A 26,899-nucleotide genomic window follows, 5' to 3' on the forward strand; every position below is an offset into this window, starting at 1 on the left:
GTCTTTCATGACGTCGGTCCCGCCCCGGCCAGGCTCGGCGGCCGCGTTCGTCGGCGTTCGTCAGCGGGACCAGGCGCGCACCACCGCCGCCGCCCGCTCACGCAGCAGCTCCGCCGCATGGCTCCGGGCGTGGTCGAGTGACGGCGCGTGGTCGATCAGCGCGCTGCTCCCCACCACCCCCAGCCGCGCCAGGCCGGCCGCATCCAGCTGGATCCGGCCCGCCAGCGCCAGCAACGGCACCCCGCGCGGCCGCGCCCGGTCGGCGATGCCCGCCGGTGCCTTGCCGTTCAGGCTCTGCTCGTCGAGCGATCCCTCGCCCGTGATCACCAGATCCGCGCCCTCCAGCGCCGCGTCGACCCCGGTCAGTCCCGCGATCAGGTCGAAGCCGGACTCGACCGACGCACCGAGAGCGATCGCCGCCGCCGCCACACCGCCACCGGCGCCCGACCCCGGCACCTGCGCGACGTCCGGCGCGCCGCCCGCCTGCAGCGCGTGCGCCCACCGCCCCAGCGCGTCGTCGAGCAGCGCCACCTCCTCGGGGCCGGCGCCCTTCTGCGGCCCGAACACCGCCGCCGCGCCGTTCGGGCCCAGCAACGGGTTCGTCACGTCGGTCGCGACCGCCACGCTCACCCCGTGCAGCCGCTCCCGCACCGGTGCCAGCTCCGTCGACGCCACCCGCGCCAGCGTGCCGCCGCCCAGGCCGACCGGCGCGCCGAACGCGTCGAGCACGCCGGCGCCCAGCGCCCCCAGCATCCCGGCGCCGCCGTCGGTGCTGGCCGTGCCGCCGACCGTGAGCACGAGCCGCTTCGCGCCGTGCACCAACGCGTCCGCCAGCAGTTCGCCGACACCCCAGGTGTGCGCGGCCAACGCCACCGCCGGGGACGGTTCGACGAATTCGATCCCGCACGCGCGCGCCGACTCGATGTACGCCGTGCCGTCCAGCACCGCGTACCGCGCCTGGACCGGCTCTTCGAGCGGCCCGCGGACCGTCATCCGCACGATCCGCGCGCCCGCCGCCTCCAGGACGTCGAGGGTGCCTTCGCCGCCGTCGGCGACCGGGCAGGTGACGATTTCCGCGTCCGGCAAGGCATCCCGCACGCCGAGCGCGATGGCCTCCGCGGCCTCGACCGCGGTGAGACTGCCCTTGAACTTGTCGGGCGCGATGACGACACGGGTCACGGCTTCACCTCCGTCAGCGGGGGACGCCCGGCGAGCACCGCCGCGACGTTGCGCGCGGCCAGCACGGCCATCGCGGTGCGGGTCTCGACCGTCGCCGAGCCCAGGTGCGGGCTGAGCACGACGTCGTCCCGGCCGAGCAGCCGCGGCTCGACCTCGGGCTCCTTCTCGAACACGTCGAGCGCGGCGCCGGCGATCTCCCCGGCTTCCAGCGCGTCGGCCAGCGCGGCCTCGTCGACGACCGGGCCGCGGGTCGTGTTCACCAGGTACGCGCCCGGTTTCATGGCCCGCAACGCCGCGGCGTCGATGAGGTGCCTTGTTTCGGGCGTGAGCGGGCAGTGCAGCGAGACGACGTCCGCGCGCGCCAGCAGCTCCTCGAACGACACGTACTCGGCTTCGGTGTCCTTTTTGGACCGTCCGGAGTAGACGACCGACATCCCGAACGCCGCCGCCCGGCGAGCCATCGCCTGCCCGATCTGCCCGAACCCGACGACGCCCAGCGTCTTGCCCTGCAGCCCGGCGCCGAGCAGGAAGCCGAGGTGGAACGACCACGGCGTGCGCGAACGCAGCAGCCGTTCACCTTCGCCGAGCCGCCGGGTGACGGCGAGCAGCAGCCCGAAGGCGAGGTCGGCGGTCGCGTCGGTGAGCACGCCCGGGGTGTTCGTGACGACGATGCCGCGCGAAGCCAGCGCCGGGACGTCGACGTTGTCGTACCCGACGGCGACGTTCGCGACCACCTTCAGCTGCGGCCCGGCGGCGTCGGCCAGCGCGCCGTCGAGCCGGTCGTGCAGCATGCCCACGACCGCCGACGCGCCGCGGACGAGCTCGTGCAGTTCCGCAGGCGTCAGCGGACGATCGGCGGGGGAGACCTCCACGTCGCCTGCCTCGGCGAGGAGCTTCACCGCGTCGTCGGGAATCCATCGGGTCACCGCGATCTTGGCCACGACGACAGCCTAGGGCACCCCACCGACAATTCAGCCCACGCGCGTCAGCCGCACCACCGCACTGGCGTACCCGCTGCCGGGAAAATCAATGTCCAACCCGTGGCTTAGCAACACCGCCCCGTGGTGCTCGACGCCGTCCTGATCGCGGTACCGCCCCGCCGGATCGAGCCCCGCGAGCCGCGGCGGCGTGAACGGCCGCGCGAACTCCGTGGGCCGCCGCCAGAAGAAGACGACCGCGGAATCGCCGAGCACGTACTGCACCGCCGTCAGCGCCGAGACCGCCGGATCCGCCAGCCGGTACTGCGTGCCGTGCTGCACGACGGGCCGGATCTCCTTGTACAGCGCCACGAGCGACGCCGCTTCGGCGAGTTCGTCCGGTGTCCAGCGCGGCAGGTCGCCGCCGAGGCCGAGCACGCCGGCCATCGCCACGTGGAACCGGAAGCTCAGCGGCGCCTCCCGCCGCGTGGCCGGGTTGGGACTGTCGGTGACCCAGGCCGACATCGTGCCCGGCGGGTAGATCTGGCCGTAGCCGTGCTGGATGGTGATCCGGTCGGCGGCGTCGGTGTTGTCCGACGCCCAGATCTCGTCGGTGCGGGCGAGGATTCCCAGGTCGGTGCGCCCGCCGCCGCCCGCGCAGCCCTGGATCCGCAGCTGCGGGTGGTCGGCGCGCAGCCGGTCCAGGATCGCGTACACCGCCCGGATGTGCCCGACCCACAGCCGCTGCGCGTCCGGTCCGGCCTCGGGCCAGCCCGCCTCGGTGAACGCGCGGTTCATGTCCCACTTGAGGTAGTCGATGCCGTGCTCGCCGACCAGCCGGTCGAGCCACTTGTGCGCCCAGTCCGCGACGTCGGGACGCGCGAAGTTCAGCACCAGCTGGTTGCGCAACGTCGTCCGCGACCGGTTCGCCATGTGCAGCACCCAGTCCGGGTGCGCGCGGTAGAGGTCGCTGTCCGGGTTGACCATCTCCGGTTCGACCCACAGCCCGAACTGCATCCCGTGCGCGTGGACGGCGTCGGCCAGTGGCCGCAACCCGCGCGGGAAGCGCTGGTCGTTGGCGATCCAGTCGCCGAGCCCGGCCGAGTCGCCGGTGCGCGCGCCGAACCAGCCGTCGTCCATGACGAACAGTTCCGCGCCCAGCTTCGCGGCCGCCGCGGCGAGTTCGGTCTCGGTCTGCTCGTCGACGTCCCAGCCGGTCGCTTCCCAGGAGTTGTAGACGATCGGCCGCAGCTCGCTCGGATGCGGCTGCACGAACTCGCGGACGTACGCGTGCCACCGCCGGCTGGTGCCGCCGAAGCCGTCGGCCGCGTAGAGCCCGGCGAACACCGGCGTCTCCCACGTCTCGCCCGGCTGCAGCCGCCAGCTGACGTGGTCGTGCCCGAACCCGCCGGTCCACGTGACGCGGCCGGTGTGCGTGCGTTCCACCGTGATCCGCCAGCTCCCGCTCCACGCCAGCGCACTGCTCCAGACCTCGCCGGACGTCTCCGTCGCGTCGCCCGCATCGAGCATGACCCACGGGTTGACCTGGTGGCTGGAGGCGCCGCGACGGCTGGTGAGGGTGGTTTCGCCGACCGGCAGCGGTTCCCGCAGCACGGTGTACTCGGCGTTCCACGCGCCGGAGGTGTGGCTCAGCCGCGCGCCGTCGCGCCGGGGGAGTGTCCACGACGCGGAATCCGTGCGCAGCAAGGCGATCGGCTCTCCGGAGCCGGTGTGCCGCAGCGACGTCCAGCGCTCGACGACGTCGCCGCGGACGCGGTAGTGCAGGGACAGTTCGAGGGGGTAGTGCCGGTCCACGAGCCGGACGACGAGCGTGTCGTCTTCGAGCGCGAAGCCGTCGTAGCGCCACTCGAGCGCCGAAGTGCCGTCGGCGTACCGCACGGCCAGTGCCGCGACGCCGAAGAACGCGCCGCCTTCGGCCGGGAGTTCCTGCCGCTCGTCGCCGGGCTCGTCGAAGCTGCTGTCGGCCGGGTTGCGGCGCGCGGCGACCTGCGCGGCCTGCGCGGCCTGCGCCAGGGTCAGCGGCGGGCCCCAGTGGACGTGCCGCGGGCGGTCGTCGGCGTCCAGCCGGAAGGCGTACGAGCTCTCGGGGGTGCGCAGCAGCCAGAGCCGGCGCGCGGGGTCGTGTTCGACGAGCGACATGCCCGACAGCGTAGAGCTGACCAGCGCAAAAATAAATTCTTGACGAAGTTAATTAAATCTCCCTAGTCTTCCGGCCATGCCTCGCAGTGCACCGGCAAGGGCGCCGATCACCAGTCCCGCGGCGGCGACCGTGTTCACCACGGTCCTGACCGAGGGGCCGGTGTCGCGGGTCGACGTCGCCCGCCGCACCGGGCTCTCCTCGGCGGCGGTCACCAAGGCGGCCCGGCCGTTCATCGAGGCCGGCTACCTCGAAGAACTCGCCTCCGGCGGCCGGACGGCTCCGGGTGCCGGCCGCCCGGCGAACCCGCTGGCGATCCGGCCGGACCGCGAGTACTTCGTCGGCGTCAAGATCACCGGCGACGACCTGATCGGCGTGGTCACCGACCTGCGCGCCGACGTCCGGGCCAGCGCCCACCACGCCCTGACCGGCCACGACGTCGGCCACGTCGTCCGCGCGCTGGCCGACCTCGTCGGGGAGGTGCTCTCCGGCGACCTCCGCGAGCGCGCCTACTGCCTGGGCGTCGCGGTGTCCGGCGACGTCGACCGCTCGTCCGGCGTCGTCCGGTACTCGCCGTTCCTCGGCTGGCGGGACGTGCCCCTGGCCGCCCTGCTGGAAGAGGCCACCGGGCTGACCGTGACCCTCGAAAACGACGTCAAGGCCCTCGCCGTCGCCGAGCAGTGGTTCGGGGAAGGGGTCGGGGCGTCGTCGTTCGCGCTGGTCACCGTGGGTACCGGCATCGGCAGCGCGCTCGTGGTGGGCGGCGGGCTCGTCCGCGGCGCCCACGGCGTCGCCGGGGAGATCGGCCACGTCCCGGTCGCCGACGGCGGGCCGCCCTGCCACTGCGGCGGGCGGGGCTGCGTCGAGGCGATCGCGTCCACGGAAGCGATCGTGACCCGCGCCCGGCAGGTCACCGGCGAACCCGCCCTGACCATGGATGACGCCGTGACCCGTGCCCGTGGCGGCGACGAGCCGCTGCGGGAGGTCTTCGCCGCCGCGGGCCACGCGATCGGGCTGGGGCTGGCCGCGCTGGTCAACCTGTTCGGCCCGGAACGGGTGGTCGTCTCGGGCGAGGGCGTCGCCACCTACGACCTGTTCGAGGAGCAGATCCGCCGGACCTTCGCGGTCCAGGCGTTCGGCAGCGCGGCCCGGTGCGGCCTGGTGATCCGGCCGCTGCCGTTCGAGGAGTGGGCGCGGGGCGCGGCCGCCGTCGCCATCCAAAGTCTTTTCGTCGCCGAGAGCGTCTAAGGAGTCCCCCATGAATCGCCGAAGCTTCCTGGTCGGGTCCGTCCTCTTCGCCGGGGGAGCGGCCCTCGCGGGCTGCACTTCGGACCCGTTGAAGAAGAACGCCTCTTCGGGGGCGAAGGTCACGCTGCAGCAGTGGTACCACGCGTACGGCGAATCCGGGACGCAGCAGGCGGTCCAGCGGTACGCGCAGGAGTTCACCAAGGCCAACCCGGACATCGCGATCAACGTCAGCTGGATCGCCGGCGACTACGAGACCAAGCTGAACTCGGCGATGCTCACCGCGCAGGCGCCGGACCTGTTCGAGCTGGGCGACTTCCGCTACCAGAACGTCAAGAACGGCCTGCTCGCGCCGCTTGACGACGTTGTCAACCCGGTCAAGGCCGACTTCAGCCCGGCCGCGCTGGACACCGTCACCGTCGACGGCAAGGTCTACGGCGTCAAGATGATCGACGACGTCATGATGCTCTACTACCGCAAGAGCGCGCTGCAGGCCGCCGGCGTCCAGCCGCCGCAGACGTTCGCCGAGCTCCTGGAGGCGACGCGGAAGCTCAACACCGGCAAGCAGAAGGGCCTGTACGTCGGCACCGACGGCGTCGGCGAAGCGGCGACACTGCTGCTGTGGTCGTCCGGCGGGGACTTCTTCGACTCCAGCGGCAAGAAGGTCGCCTTCGCCTCGCCCGAGGCGATCGCCGCGATCGGCGGCCTCAAGCAGCTGCACGACACCGGCGGCCTCCTCCAGGGCTACCCGACCGACTGGTCCGACCCCGGCGCGTTCGCCAACGGCGCCACCGCCATGCAGTGGGGTGGCCTGTGGTCGCTGCCGGACATCAAGAAGGCACTGGGTGAGGACTTCGGCGTCGTCGCGTGGCCGAAGTTCGGCGACGCGGGCAAGCAGGTCGCGCGCGTCGGCGGCTGGTACCAGCTGGCGAACGCCAAAAGCCAGAATGTCGCAGCCGCCCTGAAGTACATCGACTGGCTGTGGATCAAGAACGCCGACCTGCAGAAGGACTGGTGCGTCAAGTACGGCTTCCACATCCCGGCCCGCAAGCCGGTCGCGGCGCGGACCACCGAGTTCTCCAGCGGGCCCGCGAAGGACGCCGTGACGATCTCGCAGCAGTTCGGCAAGTCCTACTCGGGGCTGTGGAACAAGGCGTCGGCGACGCTGTTCCTGCAGGCCGCGACGAAGATCGCGAACGGGAAGGCCGACCCGGCCGCGGAACTGGCCGACGCGGCGAAGAAGGCGCAGGCCGAAGTCGACAAGCAGCTGGCATGAGGCGGCGCGACTGGCAGGCGATCGGCGCGTTCGCGGCGCTCACCGGGCCGGTGGTGCTCGGGCTGGGGCTGTTCAAGTACGTCGCGATCGGCTGGAGCTTCCTGCTCAGCTTCAACGACGCCCGCGGCACCATCACGCTCGGGAGCTGGATCGGCTTCGACAACTACGCGTTCCTGTTGGCCGACGACGCGTTCCTGACATCGTTGTCGACGATCGCGATCTTCACCGTCTTCATCGTGCCGATCACCTTCGTCGCTTCGCTCGGTCTCGCGGTGCTGATCAACAGCATCAAGCGCGGCAAGGCGTTCTTCCGCACGGTGTTCCTCATCCCGGCCGCGGTGTCGTACGTCGTCGCGGCCCTGGTGTGGAAGATGGCGCTGTTCAACGGGTTGCCGTCCGGCGTCGCGAACGTCGTCGGCGGGCTGTTCGGCGCCGACCCGGTGCCGTGGCTGTCGACGACGAGCCCGCCGCTGTACTGGGTCGCGGTTGTCACGCTGCGGCTGTGGCTGCAGGTCGGGCTGTACATGATCCTGTTCCTGGCCGGGCTGCAGGCGATCTCGCCGTCGTTGTACGAGGCCGGTGAGCTGGACGGCACGACGAAGTGGCAGGCGTTCCGGTACCTCACGCTGCCACAGCTGCGGAACACGTCCGTCGCGGTGCTGCTGCTCATTCTCATCGCCGCCTTCCAGGCGTTCGACGAGTTCTACAACCTGTTCGGCACCGGCCTTTCCGGCACCGCGACCGCGCCGGTGAAGCCGCCGCTGGTCTACCTCTACGACTCCGCGCTCGGCGACCAGAACTACGGCGTCGGCTCGGCGGGGGCGTTCCTGCTGACGGTGATCATCGTGGTGATCACGCTGGTGCAGGGCCGGTTCGCCGGCTTCGGGAAGAAGGACTGATGGCCGTCCTGACCGCGTCTCGCAAGGCGCCGAAGTACGTCCTGGCGTCGGTGCTTTCGCTGATCTTCCTGCTGCCGTTCTACATCATGCTGCGCAACGCGCTGATGACGCGGCAGCAGGTCGGCTCGCCGGACTGGTCGTGGCTGCCGGACCCGCTGTCGTGGGTCAACTTCGGCGATCTGTTCGCCGACGCCTCGGTGCCGATGGCGCACTCGTTGTGGAACTCGTTCCTGGTCGCTGGAATCACCGCGCCGGTCGGCACGCTGTTCGGCTCGATGGCGGGCTACGCGCTGGCCCGGATCAACGTCCCCGGGCGGCGTGTCGTGTTCACGTACGTGCTGGTCACGTTGATGATCCCGCAGTCGGTGACGTTCGTGCCCACGTTCGTCGTCGTCGGCTCGATGGGCGGGGTCAACACCGAGTGGGGCATCATCGCGCCGAACCTGTTCAGCGCGTTCACCGTGATCCTCTTCCGCAACTTCTACCTGCGGTTCCCGGCCGAGATCGAGGAGGCCGGGCGGCTCGACGGGCTCGGCTACCTCGGCGTCTACCGGCGGCTCGTGCTGCCGAACTCGGGGAGCATGATCGCCTCGCTCGGGGCGCTGATGTTCATCGAAAGCTGGAACGCGTTCCTGTGGCCGCTGGTCATCGGGCAGGACCCGTCGTCGTGGACAGCGCAGATCGCGCTTTCGACGTTCCTGACCGCGCAGTCGGTCAACCTGCCGGCGCTGTTCGCCGGTGCTCTGGTCACCATCGCGCCGCTGGTCGCGATGTTCCTGGTCGCCCAGCGGTTCATCGTCCGCGGCATCGCGGCGAGCGGGCTCAAGGAGTAGGTCCCCCCTATCGAGGAGTGTTCGATGAAGCGCCTCCTTTTCGTTGTCATTGCTGTGCTCGCCTTCCTTTCCGTGGTGGTCGCCCCGGCCGGCGCGCGGACGCCGTTCGTCAAGCCGTTCATGGGCTGGAGCAGCTGGAGCCTCGAGTCGTCGACCCGCGCGGGTTACGGCACTTCGTGGCTGAACGAGTCACACATCCGTGACGCGGCTTCGGCCATGGCTTCGAAGCTCAAATCCGCCGGCTACACCTACGTCAACATCGACTCGGGCTGGAACGCTTCGCAGTCCTGGGTCTTCCACACCGACGTCAACGGCATCCCCGACCCCGATCCGACGCGCTTCCCGTCCGGGATCCCGGCGCTGGCTTCGTACGTCCACTCGCTGGGGCTCAAGCTCGGCCTGTACGCGGTCACGGGCCTGGAAAAGGAGGTCTACGACAAGAACGCGCCGATCCTGGGGACGTCGTGCCGCGCGCAGGACATCGCGTACCGGCCGCTGACGCCGTCGAACGGCTGGGGCGGCAACTGGAAGGTCGACTTCACGAACCCGTGCGCGCAAAAGTACTACGACTCGATCGTGGCGCGCTTCGCTTCCTGGGGCGTCGACTTCGTCAAGGTCGACGGGACGACCGCGGACAACGTCGCGGACATCGCGGCGTGGTCGGCCGCGATCGACCACTCGCGGCGGCCGATGTGGCTGACGGCGAGCGCGTGGCCCGTGCCGCGGTCCATCGGTGCCGCTCTTGCGCCTTACGCCAACGGCGTGCGCGTCGACACGGACATCGAGTGCTACTGCGAGACGGTGTCCACCTGGGACAGCTCGGTGAAGGCGCGCTGGGCGGACCTGCCGGGCTGGCTGGGCGTGTTCGGGCCGCAGTACCGGCCGGACCTCGACTCGATGCCGATCAGCAACAACACCGGCAGCGGCATCCAGGACGGGATCTCCGACGTCGAGCGGCAGAGCGTGATGACGTTCTGGTCCATGGCTTCTTCGCCGTTGTACGTCGGGGGAGACATTTATTTCCTGGACGCCTCCGCGGTGTCGATCCTGACGAACCCCGAGGTCATCGCGGTCGACCACGCGGGTACTTATCCGACCCGCGTCCGCGGCGGCGACCTGCAGGTGTGGAAGAAGCGCGCGCCGGACGGGCGGTGGTACGCGGCCGTCTACAACCTGGGTGCCACGCCCGCGGACATCACCGTGGACCTGGGGATTCCGGGGGCGCGGCCGGTGCGTGACCTGGTCGCGCGGAAGGACCTCGGGCGGTTCCGCGGCTCGTGGACGGCGGCCGCCGTACCGCCGCACGGCTCGCGGCTGGTCCGGATCGGCTGAACTCCGCGCGCGTCATCCATTGGGTGGAAGACGTCTGGCCGGGCGCGCGGTCTCCGTGCTATGTTCGCTGGCAGAACGAGTGTGCGTGATGCGAACAGTTCGGAGGGTGTGATGGCGGAGGTGCTGTCGCTGGAGGAGGCCGTGGCCCGGCTGGTGCACGACGGTGACACCGTCGCGCTCGAGGGCTTCACGCACCTCATCCCGGTCGCGGCCGGGCACGAGATCATCCGGCAACGCCGGCGGGATCTCACGCTGGTGCGGATGACCCCCGACATCGTCTACGACCAGCTCATCGGCGCGGGCTGCGCACGCAAGCTGATCTTTTCCTGGGGCGGCAACCCGGGGGTCGGCTCGCTGCACCGCTTCCGCGACGCCGTCCAGCACGACTGGCCCGTGCCACTGGAGATCGAGGAACACAGTCACGCCGGCATGGCGAACCGGTACGTGGCCGGCGCGTCCGGCCTGCCGTTCGCGGTGCTGCGCGGCTACACCGGCACCGACCTGCCGGCACAGACGGCCACGATCAAGCCGATCACCTGCCCGTTCACCGGCGAGAAGCTCACGGCGGTCCCGGCGCTGAACCCGGACGTCACGATCGTCCACGCGCAGCGCGCCGACCGCGCAGGCAACGTGCAGATGTGGGGCATCACCGGCGTCCAGAAGGAGGCGGTGCTGGCGGCGAAGCGCTCGATCGTCACGGTCGAGGAGATCGTCGACGAACTGGAACCCAGGCCGGGTGCGGTGGTCCTCCCGGCGTGGGTGGTCACGGCGGTGGCCGAGGTCCCGGGCGGCGCGAAGCCGTCGTACGCGGCGGGGTACTACGAGCGGGACAACGCGGCGTACCAGGCGTGGGACGAGGTGGGCCGCGACCGCGAAGAGTTCACGAAGTGGTTGAACGAGCTGACCGGGGTGAAGGCATGAGCGTCCAGTACTCGGCCGACGAGATGATGAGCGTCGCGGCGGCCCGCGCCCTCGGCGACGGCATGTCGTGCTTCGTCGGCATCGGCCTCCCGAGCAAGGCGGCGAACCTCGCCCGCCGGGCGCACGCCCCGAACCTCACCCTGATCTACGAATCCGGTTGCCTGGGCGCCAAGCCGTCGAGGCTGCCGCTCTCCATCGGCGACGGCGAGCTCGCCGACACGGCGGACGCGGTGATCAGCGTGCCGGAGGTGTTCAACTACTGGCTCCAGCCGGGCCGCATCGACGTGGGCTTCCTCGGCGCGGCCCAGCTCGACAAGTTCGGCAACATCAACACCACGGTGATCGGCTCGGACTACCACGACCCGAAGGTCAGGTTGCCCGGCGCCGGCGGTGCCCCGGAGATCGCGGCCTCCTGCGGCGAGGTGTTCATCGTGCTGCGCCAGAACCCCCGGGCGTTCGTGGAGAAGGTCGACTTCGTGACGTCCTTCGGCCACGGCTCGGGCAAGGGCGACCGCGAGCGCCTCGGCCTCCCCGGCCGCGGCCCCACGCTGGTGGTGACGGACCTGGGCCTGCTGCGCCCCGACCCGGACACGGCGGAGCTGACGTTGACGCAGCTGCACCCCGGCGTGGACCTCGACAGCGCCATCGCGGCCACGGGGTGGAAACTGAAGGTGTCCGAAGACCTCGAGACCACCCCGGCCCCCACGGCGCAGGAGCTGACCCTCCTGCGAGACCTGGAGAAGGCAAGCGCATGACCGACGTCTACATCCTCGACGCGATCCGCACCCCGTTCGGCCGTTACGGCGGCGCACTGGCCGGCGTCCGCCCGGACGACCTGGCGGCCGGGGTCCTGCGCGCTCTGGCGCAGCGCAACGATCTGGACCCGTCCACAGTGGACGAAGTCACCCTCGGCGACGCCAACGGCGCGGGCGAGGACAACCGCAACGTGGCCCGCATGGCCACCCTCCTCGCCGGCTGGCCCACCACCGTCCCCGGCAGCACGGTCAACCGCCTCTGCGGCTCCGGCCTCGACGCGGCGATCCAGGCCAGCCGCGCGATCCAGACCGGCGACGCCTCCCTCGTCGTCGCGGGCGGCGTCGAGTCCATGACCCGTTCCCCGCTGGTCATGCCGAAGCCGGAGAAGGCGTTCCCGGCCGGCAACCAGACCCTCTACAACACCGCGCTCGGCTGGCGCATGGTCAACCCGGCGATGCCCGCGCAGTGGACGGTCTCCCTCGGCGAGTCCACCGAGCAGCTCGCCGAGCGCTATGGCATCGGCCGCGACGAGCAGGACGCCTTCGCCGCCCGCAGCCACGTCACCGCCGCCAAGGCGTGGGACGAAGGCTTCTACGACGACCTGGTCGTCCCGGTCGAGGGCGTCGACCTGACCCGCGACGAAGGCATCCGCCCGGACTCCAGCCCCGAAAAGCTCGCCAAGCTGAAGCCCGTCTTCCGCAAGGAAAACGGCACCGTCACCGCGGGCAACGCCTCCCCGCTCAACGACGGCGCCTCGGCGCTGCTCCTCGGCGACGAAGCCGCCGCGGGCCGTCTGGGCAAGGCCCCGCTGGCCCGGATCGCCGGGCGCGGCGCGGCGGGCGTCGACCCGGACGTCTTCGGCATCGGCCCGGTGCGCGCGGCCGAGATCGCCCTCGAACGCGCCGGCATCGGCTGGGGCGACCTGGCCGCGGTCGAGCTCAACGAGGCCTTCGCCGCGCAGTCACTGGCCTGCCTGCGCGACTGGAAGGACCTCGACCCGGAGATCGTCAACACCCACGGCGGCGCCATCGCCATCGGGCACCCGCTCGGCGCGTCCGGCGGCCGGATCCTCGGCACCCTGGCGCACGACCTGCACCGCCGCGGCGGTGGCTGGGGCCTCGCCGCCATCTGCATCGGCGTCGGCCAGGGCCTCGCCGTCGTCCTCGAAGGCCGGTAAAGGAGAAAACCGTGGCCACTCCGACCGAATTCAGGCTGCCGCGCTACGGGGAAGACCCCGAAGGCACCCACCCGCCGCTCGACTCCAGCGGCTACCGCTCCACGGCCCTGCGCCACCCGAAGCAGGAGCTCGTCCTGCTCCCGCAGATGCTGACCGAGGTCACCGGCCCGCTGCTCGGCCCCGGCCGCCTCGGCGAGCACGACAACGACCTCACCCGGCAGCACGCCGGCGAACCACAGGGCCAGCGCATCATCGTCACCGGGCGGCTGCTCGACGGCGACGGCCGTCCGGTGCGCGATTCCCTCGTCGAGATCTGGCAGGCGAACGCGGGCGGCCGCTACCGGCACACCGGCGACCGCTGGCCGTCCCCGCTCGACCCGAACTTCGACGGCGTCGGCCGCACCCTGACCGACAGCGACGGCCGCTACACCTTCACCACCATCAAGCCCGGCGCGTACCCGTGGAAGAACCACGACAACGCCTGGCGCCCGGCGCACATCCACTTCTCGGTGTTCGGCTCGGCGTTCACCCAGCGGCTGGTCACCCAGATGTACTTCCCGGACGACCCGCTGTTCTCCCAGGACCCGATCTTCAACTCGATCCCGGACGAGAAGGCCCGGCAGCGGATGGTCTCCCGCTACGACCACGACGTCACGCAGGCCGAGTGGGCGCTCGGGTTCCAGTTCGACATCGTGCTGCGCGGGCGCGACGCGTCGGTGTTCGAAGAGGAAGAGGACGAGGACGAATGACCAAGCTGCTGCCCACCCCTTCGCAGACCGTCGGCCCGTACCTGTCGATCGGGCTGCCCTGGCCCGACGGCCCGCACGTCGTGCCCGAGGGCACGCCCGGCGCGTTCTGGATCCGCGGCACCGTCCGCGACGGCAACGGCGACCCGGTCCCGGACGCCATGATCGAGACCTGGCAGGCCGACCCGGAAGGCGGCTTCAGTCACCCGGACGACCCGCGCGGCGCGGCGAACGGCGAGTTCCGCGGCTTCGGCCGCTGCCCGACGGAGGCCGACGGCACCTACGGCATCTTGACCCTGCTGCCGGGCGTGGTTCCCGGCGAAGGCGGCACCACGCAGGCCCGGCACATCGACGTCTCGGTGTTCGCGCGCGGTCTGCTCAACCGGGTCGTCACGCGGATCTACTTCGAAGACCAGGACAACTCGGCCGACCCGGTGCTGGCGACGGTCCCCGAGGAGCGGCGCGGCACGCTGATCGCGGCGAAAACCGCAGACGGCTACCGCTTCGACGTGCGGCTGCAGGGAGACGGCGAGACCGTCTTCTTCCGGGTGTGACGCCGTGAGCGCCGTGAAACTGCATCGGGTCGAGCAGGGCCCGCGCGACGGGCCGGTGGTCGTGTTCGGCGGGTCGCTCGGCAGCGACCTGCGGATGTGGGAACCCCAGGTCGCGCCGCTGGTGGAGCGCGGGTTCCGGGTGGTCCGGTACGACACGCGCGGGCACGGCGCGTCGCCGGTCCCGCCGGGTCCGTACGAGCTCGAAGACCTGGGCGCCGACGTCCTCGCGCTGCTCGACGAGCTCGGCGTCGAACGGGCGCACCACGTGGGCCTGTCGCTCGGTGGCATGACCGGGATGTGGCTGGGCGTCCACGCGCCGGAGAGGATCGCGAGCCTGGTGCTGTGCTGCACGTCGGCGAGGCTCGGGCCACCGTCGATGTGGGCCGACCGGGCCCGCACGGTCCGCGCCGAGGGCACCGCGGCGGTGGCCGAGGCGGGCGTGGGCCGCTGGCTGACGCCGGGGTATCGCGAGCGTCACCCGGACCGGGCCGAGTTCCTCCGGGCGATGATCGCGGCGGTCCCGGCCGAGGGCTACGCGGCCTGCTGCGGCGCGATCGAGCGGATGGACCTGCTCGACCTGCTGCCGAAGATCACCGCGCCCACACTGGTCATCGCGGGCGCGGAAGACCCGGCGACCGCGCCGGCCGAGCACGCCCGGCCGATCGCCGAGGGCATCCCCGGCGCGCGGCTGGAGGTCGTGGCGGACGCCGCGCACCTGGGCAGCTACGAGCGGCCGGGGGAGTTCACCCGGCTGATCCTGGACCACTTGGAGCGAGCGTGACGGACCGCCACGAGCAGGGCATGAAGGTGCGGCGCGAGGTGCTCGGTGACGAGCACGTCGACCGCGCGGTCGCGGGCACCACGGAGTTCAGCCGCCCGTTCCAGGACTACATCACCGAGGGCGCGTGGGGATCGGTGTGGGCCCGCGAAGGCCTGGACCGCCGCACGCGCAGCTGCGTCACGCTGGCGGCGCTCACCGCGCTGCACGCGCACAACGAGCTGGCGATGCACGTCCGGGCGGCGGTCCGCAACGGCCTGACGGCGGCGGAGATCAGCGAGGTCCTGCTGCACACGGCGGTCTACGCGGGAGCACCGGCGGCGAACGCGGCGTTCGCCATCGCCCAGCGCACCCTGGCCGAGCTCGGCGAGCCGAGCGCCGTGCCGAGGGACGCCGGATAAGGTGCCGGACATGGACGTGACGAGGCCCGGGTTGGACGTCCGGCTGGACAGCGAGCCGGCGCACCGTGGTGCCCACCACGTGCAGTCGCTGGAGCGCGGGCTGGCCGTCATCAAGGCGTTCCACGCGGGCGCGGCCGAGCTGACGCTGAGCGACGTCGCCCGCGCCACGGGCCTCACCCGCGCGGCGGCGCGGAGGTTCCTCCTGACGCTGACCGACCTCGGCTACGTCCGCACGGACGGCAAGTACTTCTCGCTGACGGCCCGGGTGCTGGAGCTGGGGTACGCGTACCTGTCGAGCATGACGCTGCCGGAAGTGGCACAGCCGCACCTGGAGCACCTGTCCGCGCGCGTGCACGAGTCGAGCTCGGTGTCGGTGCTGGAAGGCACCGAGATCGTGTACGTGGCGCGGGTGGCGGTCTCGCGCATCATGACGGTGAGCATCAACGTGGGCACCCGCTTCCCGGCGCACGCGACGTCGATGGGCCACGTCCTGCTCGCCGGGCTCGCCGAGGCCGAGCTGGCGGCGTACTTCGTCCAGGCGAGCCTCGACCGCCTGACCGAACGCACGGTGACGGCCCCGCAGAGCCTGCGCGCCGAGCTGGCCAAGGTGGCCGGCCAGGGCTGGGCCATGGTCGACCAGGAGCTGGAGGAAGGCCTCCGCTCGGTGGCCGCCCCGATCCGCGACCGCACGGGCCGCGTGGTGGCAGCGGTCAACCTGTCGACGCACGCCAGCCGCACCACGGCCGAGTCGGTGCGGGAGGACCTCGTGCCCCCGTTGCTGGAGACGGCCCGGGCCATCGAGGCGGACATGGCCATCGCCGCCCCGAACCGCGCCCGTGTCTGAGCACCGCCACCCACCCCGCCGACCCACCCGGCCACCGCTCGCCGCTTCCGGAGCCGCCGTATGACCGTTCCGCCGGTGGCCGGCCTCCTCCTCGCCGCGGGTGCCGGCCGGCGCTTCGGCGGTCCGAAAGCCCTCGTCCAGGTCGACGATGAACCGCTCGTCCTCCGCGCCCTGCGCACGCTGACCGCCGCCGGGGTCGGCCCCGTGCATGTCGTCGTCGGGGCTGCGGCCGACGAGGTCCGTGCCCTGCTGCCCGAATCCGCCCACGCCGTCGTGGCCGAAGACTGGGCCACCGGCATGGGTGCCTCCCTGCGCGCCGGCCTCGCCGCCCTCGGCGCCCTCGAGGGGGCCGAGCACGTCGCGGCGCTCGTCCACCTCGTCGACCTGCCCTGGGTCGGGTCCGGCATCGTCGCCCGCGTCGCCGCCCTCGCCACCCCCGAAACCGTCGCCCGCGCGGCCTACGACGGCGTGCCCGGCCACCCCGTGCTGCTCGGCCGCCGGTGGTGGGGCGACGTCGCGAAAAGCAGCCGCGGCGACCGCGGTGCCCGCGACTGGCTCGCCGGCCGCGACGATCTGACGCTGGTCGAATGCGGTGATCTCGGCAGCGGCCGGGACGTCGATCGCCCCGGTGATCTGGCGGGGCCCGCCTGAACACCTACGATCGGCAGCGTGACGGACTCGCCCGAAGAACTCGCCGCCGCGCTCGACGCGACCGGTTACCTCGCCGATGACGGGCTCGCGACCGCCGGCTTCCTCGCCCTGCGGATGGGCCGCCCGCTGTTCTGCGAAGGCGAGCCCGGCACCGGCAAGACGTCGCTCGCGCTCGCGCTGGCCGCCGCGCTGGACCGGCCGCTCGTCCGCCTCCAGTGCCACGAAGGCATCGATGCCGCCCAGGCCCTCTACGAGTGGGACTTCCCGCGCCAGCTCCTGCACCTGCGCGCCCTCGAGGCGGCCGGGAACGGGCCGATCGACGTCGAGGCCGCGGAACGCTCCCTCTACACCGAGCGGTTCCTGCTGGCCCGGCCGCTGCTGCAGGCCCTGATCGACGCCCCGTGCGTCCTGCTCGTCGACGAGATCGACCGCGCCGACGACGAGTTCGAAGCCTTCCTGCTGCAGCTGCTCGACGAGCACGCCGTGACCATCCCCGAGTACGGCGAAGTCCGCGCCGCGCAGCCGCCGCTGGTGGTTCTCACCTCGAACCGCACCCGCGAGGTGCACGACGCGCTCAAACGCCGTTGCCTCTACCACTGGCTCGAACACCCGGACCTGGCGCGCGAGATCAAGATCCTCCACCGCCGGATTCCGCAAATCGGCGAAGTGCTGGCCCGGCAGATCGCCGAAGCCGTGCACCGGCTGCGCGAAATGGACCTGCTGAAACCACCGGGAGTGGCGGAGTCGCTCGACTGGGCCAGGGCGCTTTTGGCCCTGCAGCGCGACGAACTGGACGCGGCGACCGCGGCCCGGACCCTCGGCGCGGTCCTGAAATACAGCGAAGACCTCGACCGCGTCCGAGCCAAACTCGACGCCCTCTTCGCCTGACCGCGCGCGGCCGTTAATTGCGTTGCCCCGCCCGCGCGGCTGCGGCATGCTTTTCCCAGCACAGCAAGCACCACCCCGAAAGGAGGAGATCGTGAACCGACGGCAAGAACGGCAAGACCGGAACCGATGCGGCGCGATCTCCTGCGCCGTTCGCTGAATTCCGTTTCTTTCCGAAGGCTCTTCGCGCCCACCCGCCGCTACCTTGGGTCGGCCGCGGCGAAGAGCGCGGTCTGCGCACGCCCGGGGAGGGGCGCGTGCAGGCCGCCCCGTCCCGGTAGCTCAGCAGGACAGAGCGCGGCGCTACGAACGCCGAGGTCCGAGGTTCGACTCCTCGCCGGGATGCCAGCAGTGCCCCTGCGAACAGGCGCACAATGGAGTCATGACCACCGCCGCCGATCCCGTCGCCGGGTACGCCGGGTTCGCCGCCGCGCTGCGCGAAGCCGGTGTGGCCTGCGATGCGCGGCGCGTGCAGGCCTATCTCGCCGCCGTCGCGGAGATCGACGTCGCCGAGCCCGCGCAGCTCTACTGGGCCGGGCGGCTGACCCTCTGTTCCAGCCCCGACGACCTTCCGTATTACGAAGAGGCCTTCAGCCAGTGGTTTTCGATCGAGACCACCACCCCGCGGCGCGCAAGAACCGCCGCGCCCCAGCAGGCGAGGATCGCCCCGCTGGGCGAGGCCGAAGGCGGGGACGCCGACGGCGGGGCGGGCCACGACCAGCTGAAAGTCGCGGCCAGCGCGCAGGAAGTGCTGCGGCACCGGGATCTCGCCGAACTGACCACTGCCGAGCGTGAACACCTCCGCGAGCTGCTGGCCACGCTGAAACCCGCGCTCCCGCAGCGTGCGGCCGCCCGGCGGACGCCGGCGCGGCGCGGGCGGCTCGACCCGTCGCGCACGCTGCGCGCGATGCTGGCCGGCGGCGGCGAACCCCTGAAGCTCGTGCACGCCCGGCGCGGCCGCCGTCCGCGGCGGGTGGTGCTGCTCATCGACGTCTCCGGCTCGATGAGCCCGTACGCCGACGCCCTGCTGCGGTTCGCCCACGTCCTGACGCGGTCCGCGCCGCCGTCCGTCGAGGTGTTCACCCTCGGCACGCGGCTCACCCGCGTTTCGCGCCAGCTGCGGCAGCGCGACCCGGAACGCGCGATGCTCGCCGCGGGCTCGGCCGTGCCGGACTTCGCCGGCGGGACCCGGCTCGGCGAGACGCTCCAGGCGTTCCTCGACCGCTGGGGCCGGCGCGGTGTCGCGCGCCGCGCCGTCGTCACCGTGTTCTCCGACGGCTGGGAACGCGGCGACACCGGCCTGCTCGGCGAGCAGCTCGCGCGGCTGCGGCGGCTCGCGCACGCCGTGTTCTGGGTCAATCCGCACGCCGGTCGTGCGGGGTACGCTCCGGTCCAGTCGGGCATCGTGGCCGCGCTGCCCCACATCGACCGGCTCCTGGCCGGGCACACCCTGGCCACCTTGGAACGACTGCTCCGGGAGATTTCCGATGCGTGACGTACTGGACGACGTGTTCCGCCGCTGGTCCGCGGGGGAGACCGTCGGGCTCGGCACCGTGGTCGCCACCTTCTCCTCGGCCCCGCGCGCGCCCGGCGCCGCGATGGTCGTGGCGCCGGACGGGACCGTGGCCGGCAGCGTGTCCGGCGGCTGCGTCGAAGGCGCGGTCTACGAACTCGCGCAGGAGGTCGTCGCCGAGCGCAAGCCGGTGCTGCAGCGCTACGGCGTCACCGACGACGACGCCTTCGCGGTCGGCCTGACCTGCGGCGGGATCATCGACATCTACGTCGAGCATGTCGACCGCGAGTCGATGCCGGAGCTCGGCGAGGTCGTCGAGTCGGTGCGCGGCGGGGAGCCGGTCGCGGTCGTCACGATCATCGAGCACGAACGCGAAGGCCTGGTCGGCGAGCACATGATCGTCTGGCCGGACCGCACCGCCGGCTCCCTCGGCTCGTCGCGGATGGACGACGCGGTGGCCGACGACGCGCGCGGCCTGCTGGCCAGCGGCCGCACCGGCACCCTGCACTACGGCCCGGACGGGCAGCGCCGCGGCGAGGGGATGGCGGTGTTCGTCAACTCCTTCGAGCCGCCGCCCCGGCTGCTGGTCTTCGGCGCGATCGACTTCGCCGCCGCGATGGCGCGCATGGGCGCCTACCTCGGCTACCAGGTCACGGTGTGCGACGCGCGTCCCGTGTTCGCCACGACCAGCCGCTTCCCGGACGCGCACGACGTCGTCGTCGACTGGCCGCACCGCTACCTGAAGGCCGAGGCCGAGGCGGGGCGCATCGACCGGCGCACCGCGATCGCGGTGCTCACCCACGACCCGAAGTTCGACGTCCCCCTGCTGGAGGTCGCGCTGCGCCTGGACGTCGGCTACGTCGGCGCGATGGGGTCCCGCAAGACCCACGACGACCGCTTCGCCCGCCTGCGCGAAGCCGGGATCACCGAGGCGGAGCTGGACAGGCTGTCGTCGCCGATCGGCCTCGACCTCGGCGCGCGCACGCCGGAGGAGACGGCGGTGTCGATCGCGGCGGAGATCATCGCGCTGCGGTGGGGTGGCGGCGGCAAGCGCCTTGCCGAGCTCTCGGGACGCATTCACGGGTGACTGATCCAGGTGGCCGACAAAGTTCACCCATCCGGAATTCCGCACCTACGGAGTTGTGCCGCGTCTCGATGCGCATCTGCGGAATCGGTAGTTGAACGTGTGACATCAGGTCTTGAAGGCGCGAAGGTCGCGTAGCACGCTCGGGTCTTGTGAGCCCGATCACTGTCGGGCAGGCCGTTCCCGAACCGGCTTTTGGAGGCCTGATGCGCATCACCGTCACCGTCGACGGGACGAAGTACACCGACGAAGTCGAACCCCGCACCCTCCTCGTGCACCACCTACGGGAAAAACTCGGGAAGGTCGGCACCGTCGTCGGCTGCGACACCAGCAACTGCGGCGCCTGCACCGTCCACCTCGACGGGCACAGCGTGAAGTCCTGCTCCGTGCTGGCCGTGCAGGCCGACGGCTGCGAGGTCACCACCGTCGAAGGCCTCGCCCGCGACGGCAAGCTGCACCCGGTCCAGCAGGCGTTCCACGACAACCACGCCCTGCAGTGCGGGTTCTGCACCCCCGGCATGATCATGCAGTCGATCGACCTGCTGGCCGACAACCCGGACCCGGACGAGCAGGCCGTCCGCGAAGGCCTCGAGGGCAACCTCTGCCGCTGCACCGGCTACCAGAACATCGTCCGCGCGGTCCGCGACGCCGCCAAGCACATGAGCCCCGGCGCCGGCCCCGAAGCCGAGCGGATCGCCGAGAACAAGCACGTCGGCGTGGGTGGTGACTGATGACCGCCACGATCGAACCGGAGGTCGGGAAGTCCCGCCGCCGCAAGGAGGACGAGCGGCTGATCACCGGCCGCACCCGCTGGACCGACAACATCACGTTGCCCGGCATGCTGCACCTGGCCGTCCTGCGCAGCCCGTACGCGCACGCGAAGATCGTCTCGATCGACACGTCGGCGGCGAAGAGCGCTCCCGGCGTCATCGCCGTCTACACCGCGGCGGACCTCGACCCGGACGCCGCGATCGGCATGCCCTGCGCGTGGCCGATCACGCCGGACATGAAGGCGCCGCGCCGCCCGGTGCTCGCCGCCGGCACGGTCAACTTCGCCGGTGAAGGCGTCGCGGTCGTCGTCGCCCGGTCGTCGGCCGAAGCGCACGACGCGCTCGAGGAGATCGACGTCGAGTACGACGAGCTGCCGGTGATCCTCGACATGGAAGCCGCGCTCGCCGACGGCGCCCCGCTGGTCCACGAGGACCTCGGCACCAACACGAACGCCGTCTGGAAGTTCGACTCCGCCGAGGCGGGCACCGGCGGCAACGTCGAGGACGCGATCAGCTCGTCCGAGGTCGTGCTCAAGCGCCGCTTCCGCCAGCAGCGCCTGGTCCCGGCGTTCATGGAGCCGCGCGCCTGCGTCGTCGATCCGACCGGCGCGCAGATCACCGTGTGGTCGGCCACGCAGGTGCCGCACATCCTGCGCGTGATGTCGGCGCTGACGCTCGGCATCCCCGAGCACAAGCTGCGCGTGATCGCCCCGGACGTCGGCGGCGGCTTCGGCGGCAAGATCGGCGTCCTGCCGGAAGAGATGATGGCGCTGCTGATCGCGCAGAAGCTCGGCAAGCCGGTCAAGTGGAACGAGACGCGGTCGGAAACCATGCTCGCCGCCCACCACGGCCGCGACCAGATCCAGGACATCACGATCTCGGCCACCCGCGACGGCCGGATCACCGGGCTCAAGGCCGAGCTGCTCGCCAACCTCGGTGCGTACAACGGCCTGGTCGGCCCGGGCGTGCCGATCCTCGGCGCGTTCATGTTCAACGCGATCTACAAGATCCCGGCGTACCACTTCGCGTGCACCAACGTGTACACGACAACGACGCTGACCGACGCCTACCGCGGCGCCGGCCGTCCGGAAGCGACGTTCGCGATCGAGCGGATCATGGACGAGCTCGCCGTCGAGCTCGGCATGGACCCCCTGGAACTGCGCGAGAAGAACTGGATCAAGCACGAGGAGTTCCCGTTCACCACGGTGTGCGGGCTGACCTACGACTCGGGCAACTACGAGGCCGCGACCGAGAAGGCCAAGCAGCTCTTCGACTACGACGGCCTGCGCGCCGAGCAGGACAAGCGCCGCAAGGCGGGCGACAAGGTCCAGCTCGGCATCGGCATCTCGACGTTCACCGAGATGTGCGGGCTCGCGCCGTCGCGGGTGCTCGGCTCGCTGGCCTACGGCGCCGGCGGCTGGGAGTACGCGTCGATCCGGATGCTCCCGACCGGCAAGGTCGAGGTCACCACGGGCGCGTCCGCGCACGGCCAGGGCCACGAGACGGCGTGGAGCCAGATCGTCGCCGACCAGCTGGGCGTGCCGTTCGAGGACGTCGAGATCCTGCACGGCGACACGCAGTCCTCGCACAAGGGCCTGGACACCTACGGCTCGCGGTCGCTGGTCGTCGGCGGGATCGCCGTCGTCAAGGCCGCGGAGAAGGTGATCGCGAAGGCCAAGCCGATCGCGGCGCACCTGCTCGAATGCGCCGAGGACGACCTCGAGTTCACCGGCGGCAAGTTCACGGTGAAGGGCACCGACACGTCCACCACGATGGGTGACGTCGCGCTCGCGACGTTCTTCGCGCACAACCTGCCCGACGGGATCGAGCCGTCGCTCGACTCGGACGCCACCTTCGACCCGGAGAACTTCTCGTTCCCGCACGGCACGCACCTGTGCGCCGCCGAGGTGGACACCGAGACGGGCCGGATCAAGCTGCGTTCGTACGTCTGCGTCGACGACGTCGGCGTCGCGGTGAACCCGCTGATCGTCGAGGGCCAGGTGCACGGCGGGCTCGCGCAGGGCATCGCGCAGGCGCTGTTCGAGGGCACGGAACACGACGAGAGCGGCACGCTCACCACGGGCACGTTCGCCGACTACCTGCTGCCGTCGGCGGCCGACCTGCCGTCGTTCACCACCGACCGCACGGAAACCCCGTCGACGACCAACCCGCTGGGCGCCAAGGGCGTCGGCGAGGCAGGCACGATCGCGTCCACCCCGGCCGTGGTCAACGCGGTGATCGACGCGGTGCGCCCCTTCGGCGTGAACGACATCGAGATGCCGTTGACGCCGATGCGGGTGTGGCACGCCATCCAGCACGGCACCACCGACGCGGGCGGCCCCGGCCGCGACGAAGCCGGCGGTGGACTCGGTTCGATCGACGCCACCGGAGGTGCGCAGTGATCCCGGCTCCCTTCGACTACGTCCGCCCGTCCACAGTGGACGAGGCGGTCCAGGCACTGGCGGCGGCGGGCGAGGACGCCAAGGTGCTGGCCGGCGGCCAGAGCCTGCTGCCGGTGCTGCGGATGCGCCTCGCGGCGCCGACGACGCTGATCGACCTCGGCCGGATCCCGGAGCTGCGCGGCGTCCGCGAAGAGGGCGACTCCCTCGTGATCGGCGCGATGACCACGCACTACGACGTCCAGCGGGACGCGTTGGTGGCTTCGCACGCGGCGCTGCTCAAAGAGGCGACGGACACGGTGGCCGACCCCCAGATCCGCCACCGCGGGACGTTGGGTGGCGCGATCGCCCACGCCGACCCGGCCGGCGACCTGCTGGCACCGGTGCTCGCGCTGGACGCGTCGCTGGTGGTCGCCGGGCCGTCGGGGCGCCGGACGGTCCCGGCCGCGGACTTCTTCCGCGACCTGTTCACCACCGCGTTGGCGCCGGACGAGCTGCTGGTCGAGGTCCGCATCCCCCAGCACACGGGGTGGCGGGCGCACTACGAGAAGTTCAACCGCGTCGCCCAGGCGTGGTCGATGGTCGCGGTCGCGGTGACGGTGCGTACGGAAGCGGGGGTCATCGAGGAAGCCCGGGTGGCGCTGACGAACATGGGCTCGACCCCGGTCCGCGCCGCCGGAGTGGAGGCGGCCCTGGTCGGCGTCCAGGCCTCGGCGGACGCGATCGCCGCGGCGGCATCGCACGCCGCGGAGGGCACGAATCCGCCGGTCGACGGCAACGCCGACGTCGAATACCGCCGTCACCTCGCCAAGGTGCTGACGGGCCGCGCAATAGCGGCGGCGGCCGGGGCCTGAGCACGGTTCGCCACCCTGGCCGCCGGTGCCGCGGCGGCTAGGGTGGGGACCGGACCCGTCCGTTTTCAGGAAGGAGGTCGGCCCGTGCGGCTCGACCACGAATTCACCGTCCCGGCACCGATCGGCGAGGTCTGGCAGGCGGTCGTCGACCCCGAGCGCGTCGCCCCGTGCATGCCGGGCGCGACGCTGACCAAGGTCGAAGGAGACAGGTTCAGCGGCACGGTGAAGGTCAAGCTGGGGCCGATTTCGTTGCTGTACAAGGGAAATGGTGAGTTCCTCGAGAAGGACGAAGCCGCCCGCAAGGTGACGATCAAGGCATCGGGCAAGGACTCCCGCGGAGCAGGCACGGCGGCGGCAACGGTGACATTGACGTTGACGGAGACCGACGGCGCAACCCACGGAAAGGTGGCAACCGACCTCGCGATCACGGGCAAGCCGGCCCAGTTCGGCCGCGGGTTGATCAGCGAGGTGGGCGGCAAGATCCTCGACACGTTCGCGGGCTGCCTCTCGGGCAAGCTGGCCCCGGCCGAGGGCGCGGCACCGGCTGCGTCGACACCGGCCGCTTCGGTTGCTTCGACACCGGCTGCTTCGACACCGGCTGCCTCGGCTTCGGCCGCTGCGGCTGCTTCGGCGGCGACCGCCCCGGCCGAGTCCGCGGCGGCTGCGGCCTCCGCGGCGCCGGCAGCCGAACCCGCGGCCAAGCCGGCCCCGGACCAGGCAGCACAGCCGACCGAGCCGACGGCAACATCCGAGCCGCCGGCCAAGCCCCAGCCGACGGTGAAGCCGGCCCCGACGACAGCGGACATCAACACGGACCCGAAGCCCAAGCAGGCGGACCGCCCGGCATTGCACAGCGTCCCGGCACCCCCGGAGACAGAGGCGATCGACCTCCTCGACTACGCGGGCAAGTCGGTCCTCAAGCGGCTGGCCCCGGTGATCGCGGTGATCGCGGCGGTCGCCGGCGTGGTGGCGATCGTGCGGGCCTTGCGCAAGTGAGTGGTCCGGTCTGCGTGATCGGCTGGTGAGTTGCGGGCTGTGCCCGTGGGCGTGTGGTCAAGCGGTCCGCCGGTGGGTTGCGGAGGTGGGCCGGGGCGGCGACTTCGCCTGGGCCGGCCGGGTGGGCTCGTCGGTGATCCTCCCGTGTGTTGCTGAGCTGCGTTGATCTACCCTGCGCGGGTCTTCGAGCAGGACACATGCCCGCAATTCCCCCGGACCGGCGACGCGGCTCGTTGGAACGGCTACGCTGGGCTACCTGGTCGGCCGAACTTTGCGCAAGGGGTACGTCACGATGCCGGTTCGTCACGTCTGTGGCCTCGGCTCTTGAGAGCCCAGGCCGCCGTGCGCCGGGATGCGCTTTCCACCTGGGCGGGCTGGCCTGCACGATGGGCGATGTGGGGCGGGGGTGCGAAGACCCGCTGGATCGCCTATGCCCTCGGCTGTGAACTGCTCGCCGTCGTCGCGACCGGGGCCGCGCTCGCCACCGGGTTCGGGGGGCCTGTGCGTCCGGGGTGGTTCGCCGCGCTGGTGGCGCTCGGGGTCGTTCAGGCCGAGATGTCGCGCCGGATCGAGCGGTTGCGTCGGTGGATGAGCGGGCAGACGCACATCAACGTCACCTCCGTCTGGTACCTCGCCGGTGTCGTGCTGCTGCCGCCGGCTTGGGTGGCGCTGCTCGCCGTCGTGCTCTATGCCCACCTGTGGGTGCGCGTGTGGCGGCAGGTCCGTACGCGGCCCGCGCACCGTTTCGTCGCGAGCACGGCCTGGGCGATGCTCTCCTGTTTCGCTGCTTCCTCCGTTCTCGCCGTCCTCGGCCTGCACGGAACGCCGTTGCAGTCACCGCGCGGGTTGTTGGCTCTCTGCCTGGCCGCCGCGGTGTTCGAGCTGGTGAACGTCGGCCTCGTGGCGGCCGGGATCTACCTGTACACCAGCCAGCGCTCGGCGGCCGACCTGGTCGGTACCTGGGAGGACAACGCGTTCGAGCTCGCCACCCTCTGCCTCGGCGGGCTCGCCGCCCTCGCCCTGGTCGAACAGCCGGTGCTGGTGGTGTTCGTCGTCGCGCCGTTGTTGCTGCTCCACCGCTACCTGCTGCTGAAACAGCAGCTGCAGGTCGCGGCCGTCACCGACGAGAAGACCGGCCTGCTCAACACCGCGGGCTGGCACGAATCCGCGGTGCGCGAGCACGCCCGCGCCCAGCGCCGCGGCCCCGGTGCCGGCTTCGCCGTGCTGATGATCGACCTCGACCACTTCAAGCGGATCAACGACACCTACGGCCACCTGACCGGGGACGACGTGCTGGCCGCGGTCGCCGTGGCGATCTCCGGCGCGGTGCGCCAGGGCGACACCGTGGGCCGGTTCGGCGGTGAGGAGTTCGTCGTGCTGCTGCCGGGCATCGGCCGCGCGGACGTGCTCGCCATCGCCGAACGGGTGCGGGTGGCGGTGGGCGAGCTGAACGTCGTGATCTCGACGGGCAGCGGCACCGTGCGCGTGAACGGCCTCTCGGTGTCGATCGGCGTCGCGCGTCACCCGGATGCGGGCCCTGCCCTCGACGACGTTCTCCGCACCGCCGACGCCGCGCTGTACCGGGCCAAGGAGGCCGGCCGGAACCGGGTGGCGGTGTAGGGGCGTGGCCGGGTGGCGAGGTGTGCCGCCGCGGTGGTGGTGTGCGGGGTTGTGCCGGGTCGGGGGCCGGCCGTAAGGCGGTCGCCGGGGGCGCCGCGGTAGGCCGCCATA

At 71.7% G+C, this 26,899-nt stretch carries 25 protein-coding genes and 1 tRNA gene; 23 read left to right on the forward strand and 3 right to left on the reverse strand.

All coding sequences use genetic code 11. The features are described 5' to 3' along the window. Nucleotides 1–60 precede the first annotated feature (60 nt). From BLW76_RS12750 to BLW76_RS12760, 3 genes are read right to left on the reverse strand one after another with little or no spacing between them, the layout of a single operon-like run. Nucleotides 61–1,179 carry a glycerate kinase gene (locus tag BLW76_RS12750; RefSeq protein WP_091306549.1) on the reverse strand — a complete coding sequence of 373 codons (1,119 nt, stop codon included), beginning with the start codon at nt 1,177–1,179 and terminating at the stop codon, nt 61–63. Further along, nucleotides 1,176–2,120 (reverse strand): 2-hydroxyacid dehydrogenase, encoded by a 945-nt coding sequence (locus BLW76_RS12755; RefSeq protein WP_091306550.1) that lies wholly within the window; start codon nt 2,118–2,120, stop codon nt 1,176–1,178. Before BLW76_RS12755 ends, BLW76_RS12750 begins: the two co-directional genes overlap by 4 nt. A gap of 30 nt (nt 2,121–2,150) precedes the next feature. Then, entirely contained in the window at nt 2,151–4,256 is a 2,106-nt protein-coding gene (locus BLW76_RS12760) for an alpha-galactosidase (protein WP_091306552.1), read from the reverse strand. Nucleotides 4,257–4,332: 76 nt separating this feature from the next. Here BLW76_RS12760 and BLW76_RS12765 point away from each other — a divergent pair, with 76 nt between their 5' ends. The 23 genes from BLW76_RS12765 (at nt 4,333) to BLW76_RS12875 (ending at nt 26,788) form a co-directional block, all read left to right on the forward strand. Next, nucleotides 4,333–5,502, forward strand: coding sequence for an ROK family protein (locus tag BLW76_RS12765; RefSeq protein WP_244170148.1), 1,170 nt, complete (start codon nt 4,333–4,335; stop codon nt 5,500–5,502). A 10-nt stretch (nt 5,503–5,512) separates the two neighbouring features. Next, complete coding sequence (locus BLW76_RS12770) at nt 5,513–6,775, forward strand: ABC transporter substrate-binding protein (protein WP_091306557.1); 1,263 nt, start codon at nt 5,513–5,515, stop codon at nt 6,773–6,775. After that, on the forward strand, nt 6,772–7,674 hold the full coding sequence (locus BLW76_RS12775) for a carbohydrate ABC transporter permease (RefSeq protein WP_091306561.1): 903 nt from the start codon (nt 6,772–6,774) through the stop codon (nt 7,672–7,674). The genes BLW76_RS12770 and BLW76_RS12775 overlap by 4 nt, the downstream gene beginning before the upstream one ends. After that, complete coding sequence (locus tag BLW76_RS12780) at nt 7,674–8,507, forward strand: carbohydrate ABC transporter permease (protein WP_091306563.1); 834 nt, start codon at nt 7,674–7,676, stop codon at nt 8,505–8,507. Before BLW76_RS12775 ends, BLW76_RS12780 begins: the two co-directional genes overlap by 1 nt. Nucleotides 8,508–8,531: 24 nt before the next feature. Next, nucleotides 8,532–9,839, forward strand: coding sequence for a glycoside hydrolase family 27 protein (locus BLW76_RS12785; RefSeq protein ID WP_244170149.1), 1,308 nt, complete (start codon nt 8,532–8,534; stop codon nt 9,837–9,839). 111 nt (nt 9,840–9,950) lie between these two features. Next, nucleotides 9,951–10,760, forward strand: a complete 810-nt coding sequence (locus BLW76_RS12790) for a CoA transferase subunit A (RefSeq protein ID WP_091306566.1) — start codon at nt 9,951–9,953, stop codon at nt 10,758–10,760. Then, nucleotides 10,757–11,515, forward strand: a complete 759-nt coding sequence (locus BLW76_RS12795) for a CoA-transferase subunit beta (protein ID WP_091306568.1) — start codon at nt 10,757–10,759, stop codon at nt 11,513–11,515. The genes BLW76_RS12790 and BLW76_RS12795 overlap by 4 nt, the downstream gene beginning before the upstream one ends. After that, nucleotides 11,512–12,693 (forward strand): thiolase family protein, encoded by a 1,182-nt coding sequence (locus BLW76_RS12800; protein ID WP_091306571.1) that lies wholly within the window; start codon nt 11,512–11,514, stop codon nt 12,691–12,693. The genes BLW76_RS12795 and BLW76_RS12800 overlap by 4 nt, the downstream gene beginning before the upstream one ends. 11 nt (nt 12,694–12,704) lie before the next feature. Further along, the gene (gene pcaH / locus BLW76_RS12805; protein ID WP_091306573.1) at nt 12,705–13,442 is read left to right on the forward strand and encodes a protocatechuate 3,4-dioxygenase subunit beta; all 738 of its coding nucleotides are present in this window, start codon (nt 12,705–12,707) and stop codon (nt 13,440–13,442) included. After that, complete coding sequence (gene pcaG, locus BLW76_RS12810; protein WP_091306576.1) at nt 13,439–13,993, forward strand: protocatechuate 3,4-dioxygenase subunit alpha; 555 nt, start codon at nt 13,439–13,441, stop codon at nt 13,991–13,993. The genes pcaH and pcaG overlap by 4 nt, the downstream gene beginning before the upstream one ends. A gap of 4 nt (nt 13,994–13,997) precedes the next feature. Then, entirely contained in the window at nt 13,998–14,774 is a 777-nt protein-coding gene (gene pcaD / locus BLW76_RS12815) for a 3-oxoadipate enol-lactonase (RefSeq protein ID WP_091306577.1), read from the forward strand. After that, a complete protein-coding gene (gene pcaC / locus BLW76_RS12820; RefSeq protein WP_091306580.1) occupies nt 14,771–15,172 on the forward strand; it encodes a 4-carboxymuconolactone decarboxylase in 402 nt (133 codons plus the stop codon). The genes pcaD and pcaC overlap by 4 nt, the downstream gene beginning before the upstream one ends. 10 nt (nt 15,173–15,182) lie before the next feature. Then, nucleotides 15,183–16,016 (forward strand): IclR family transcriptional regulator domain-containing protein, encoded by an 834-nt coding sequence (locus BLW76_RS12825; RefSeq protein ID WP_091306582.1) that lies wholly within the window; start codon nt 15,183–15,185, stop codon nt 16,014–16,016. Nucleotides 16,017–16,076: 60 nt separating this feature from the next. Next, a complete protein-coding gene (locus tag BLW76_RS12830) occupies nt 16,077–16,667 on the forward strand; it encodes a nucleotidyltransferase family protein (RefSeq protein ID WP_091306584.1) in 591 nt (196 codons plus the stop codon). 18 nt (nt 16,668–16,685) lie between these two features. Then, on the forward strand, nt 16,686–17,555 hold the full coding sequence (locus BLW76_RS12835; RefSeq protein WP_091306586.1) for an AAA family ATPase: 870 nt from the start codon (nt 16,686–16,688) through the stop codon (nt 17,553–17,555). Between the two features lie 268 nt (nt 17,556–17,823). Then, nucleotides 17,824–17,900: transfer RNA gene (locus BLW76_RS12840), tRNA-Arg, on the forward strand. Nucleotides 17,901–17,934: 34 nt separating this feature from the next. Then, a complete protein-coding gene (locus BLW76_RS12845; RefSeq protein WP_091306590.1) occupies nt 17,935–19,047 on the forward strand; it encodes a vWA domain-containing protein in 1,113 nt (370 codons plus the stop codon). Then, the gene (locus tag BLW76_RS12850) at nt 19,040–20,152 is read left to right on the forward strand and encodes an XdhC family protein (protein ID WP_091306593.1); all 1,113 of its coding nucleotides are present in this window, start codon (nt 19,040–19,042) and stop codon (nt 20,150–20,152) included. The genes BLW76_RS12845 and BLW76_RS12850 overlap by 8 nt, the downstream gene beginning before the upstream one ends. A 203-nt stretch (nt 20,153–20,355) precedes the next feature. Next, nucleotides 20,356–20,880 (forward strand): (2Fe-2S)-binding protein, encoded by a 525-nt coding sequence (locus BLW76_RS12855; RefSeq protein ID WP_091306596.1) that lies wholly within the window; start codon nt 20,356–20,358, stop codon nt 20,878–20,880. Further along, complete coding sequence (locus tag BLW76_RS12860) at nt 20,880–23,321, forward strand: xanthine dehydrogenase family protein molybdopterin-binding subunit (protein WP_091306599.1); 2,442 nt, start codon at nt 20,880–20,882, stop codon at nt 23,319–23,321. Before BLW76_RS12855 ends, BLW76_RS12860 begins: the two co-directional genes overlap by 1 nt. Beyond that, nucleotides 23,318–24,172 (forward strand): FAD binding domain-containing protein, encoded by an 855-nt coding sequence (locus BLW76_RS12865; RefSeq protein WP_091306603.1) that lies wholly within the window; start codon nt 23,318–23,320, stop codon nt 24,170–24,172. Before BLW76_RS12860 ends, BLW76_RS12865 begins: the two co-directional genes overlap by 4 nt. A gap of 84 nt (nt 24,173–24,256) precedes the next feature. After that, complete coding sequence (locus BLW76_RS12870; RefSeq protein WP_091306606.1) at nt 24,257–25,168, forward strand: SRPBCC family protein; 912 nt, start codon at nt 24,257–24,259, stop codon at nt 25,166–25,168. Nucleotides 25,169–25,561: 393 nt separating this feature from the next. Further along, nucleotides 25,562–26,788, forward strand: a complete 1,227-nt coding sequence (locus BLW76_RS12875; protein ID WP_091306609.1) for a GGDEF domain-containing protein — start codon at nt 25,562–25,564, stop codon at nt 26,786–26,788. Nucleotides 26,789–26,899 lie beyond the last annotated feature (111 nt).

Origin of the sequence: Amycolatopsis tolypomycina (assembly GCF_900105945.1) — a bacterium.
In the GTDB taxonomy this organism is placed as follows: Bacteria; Actinomycetota; Actinomycetes; order Mycobacteriales; family Pseudonocardiaceae; genus Amycolatopsis; species Amycolatopsis tolypomycina.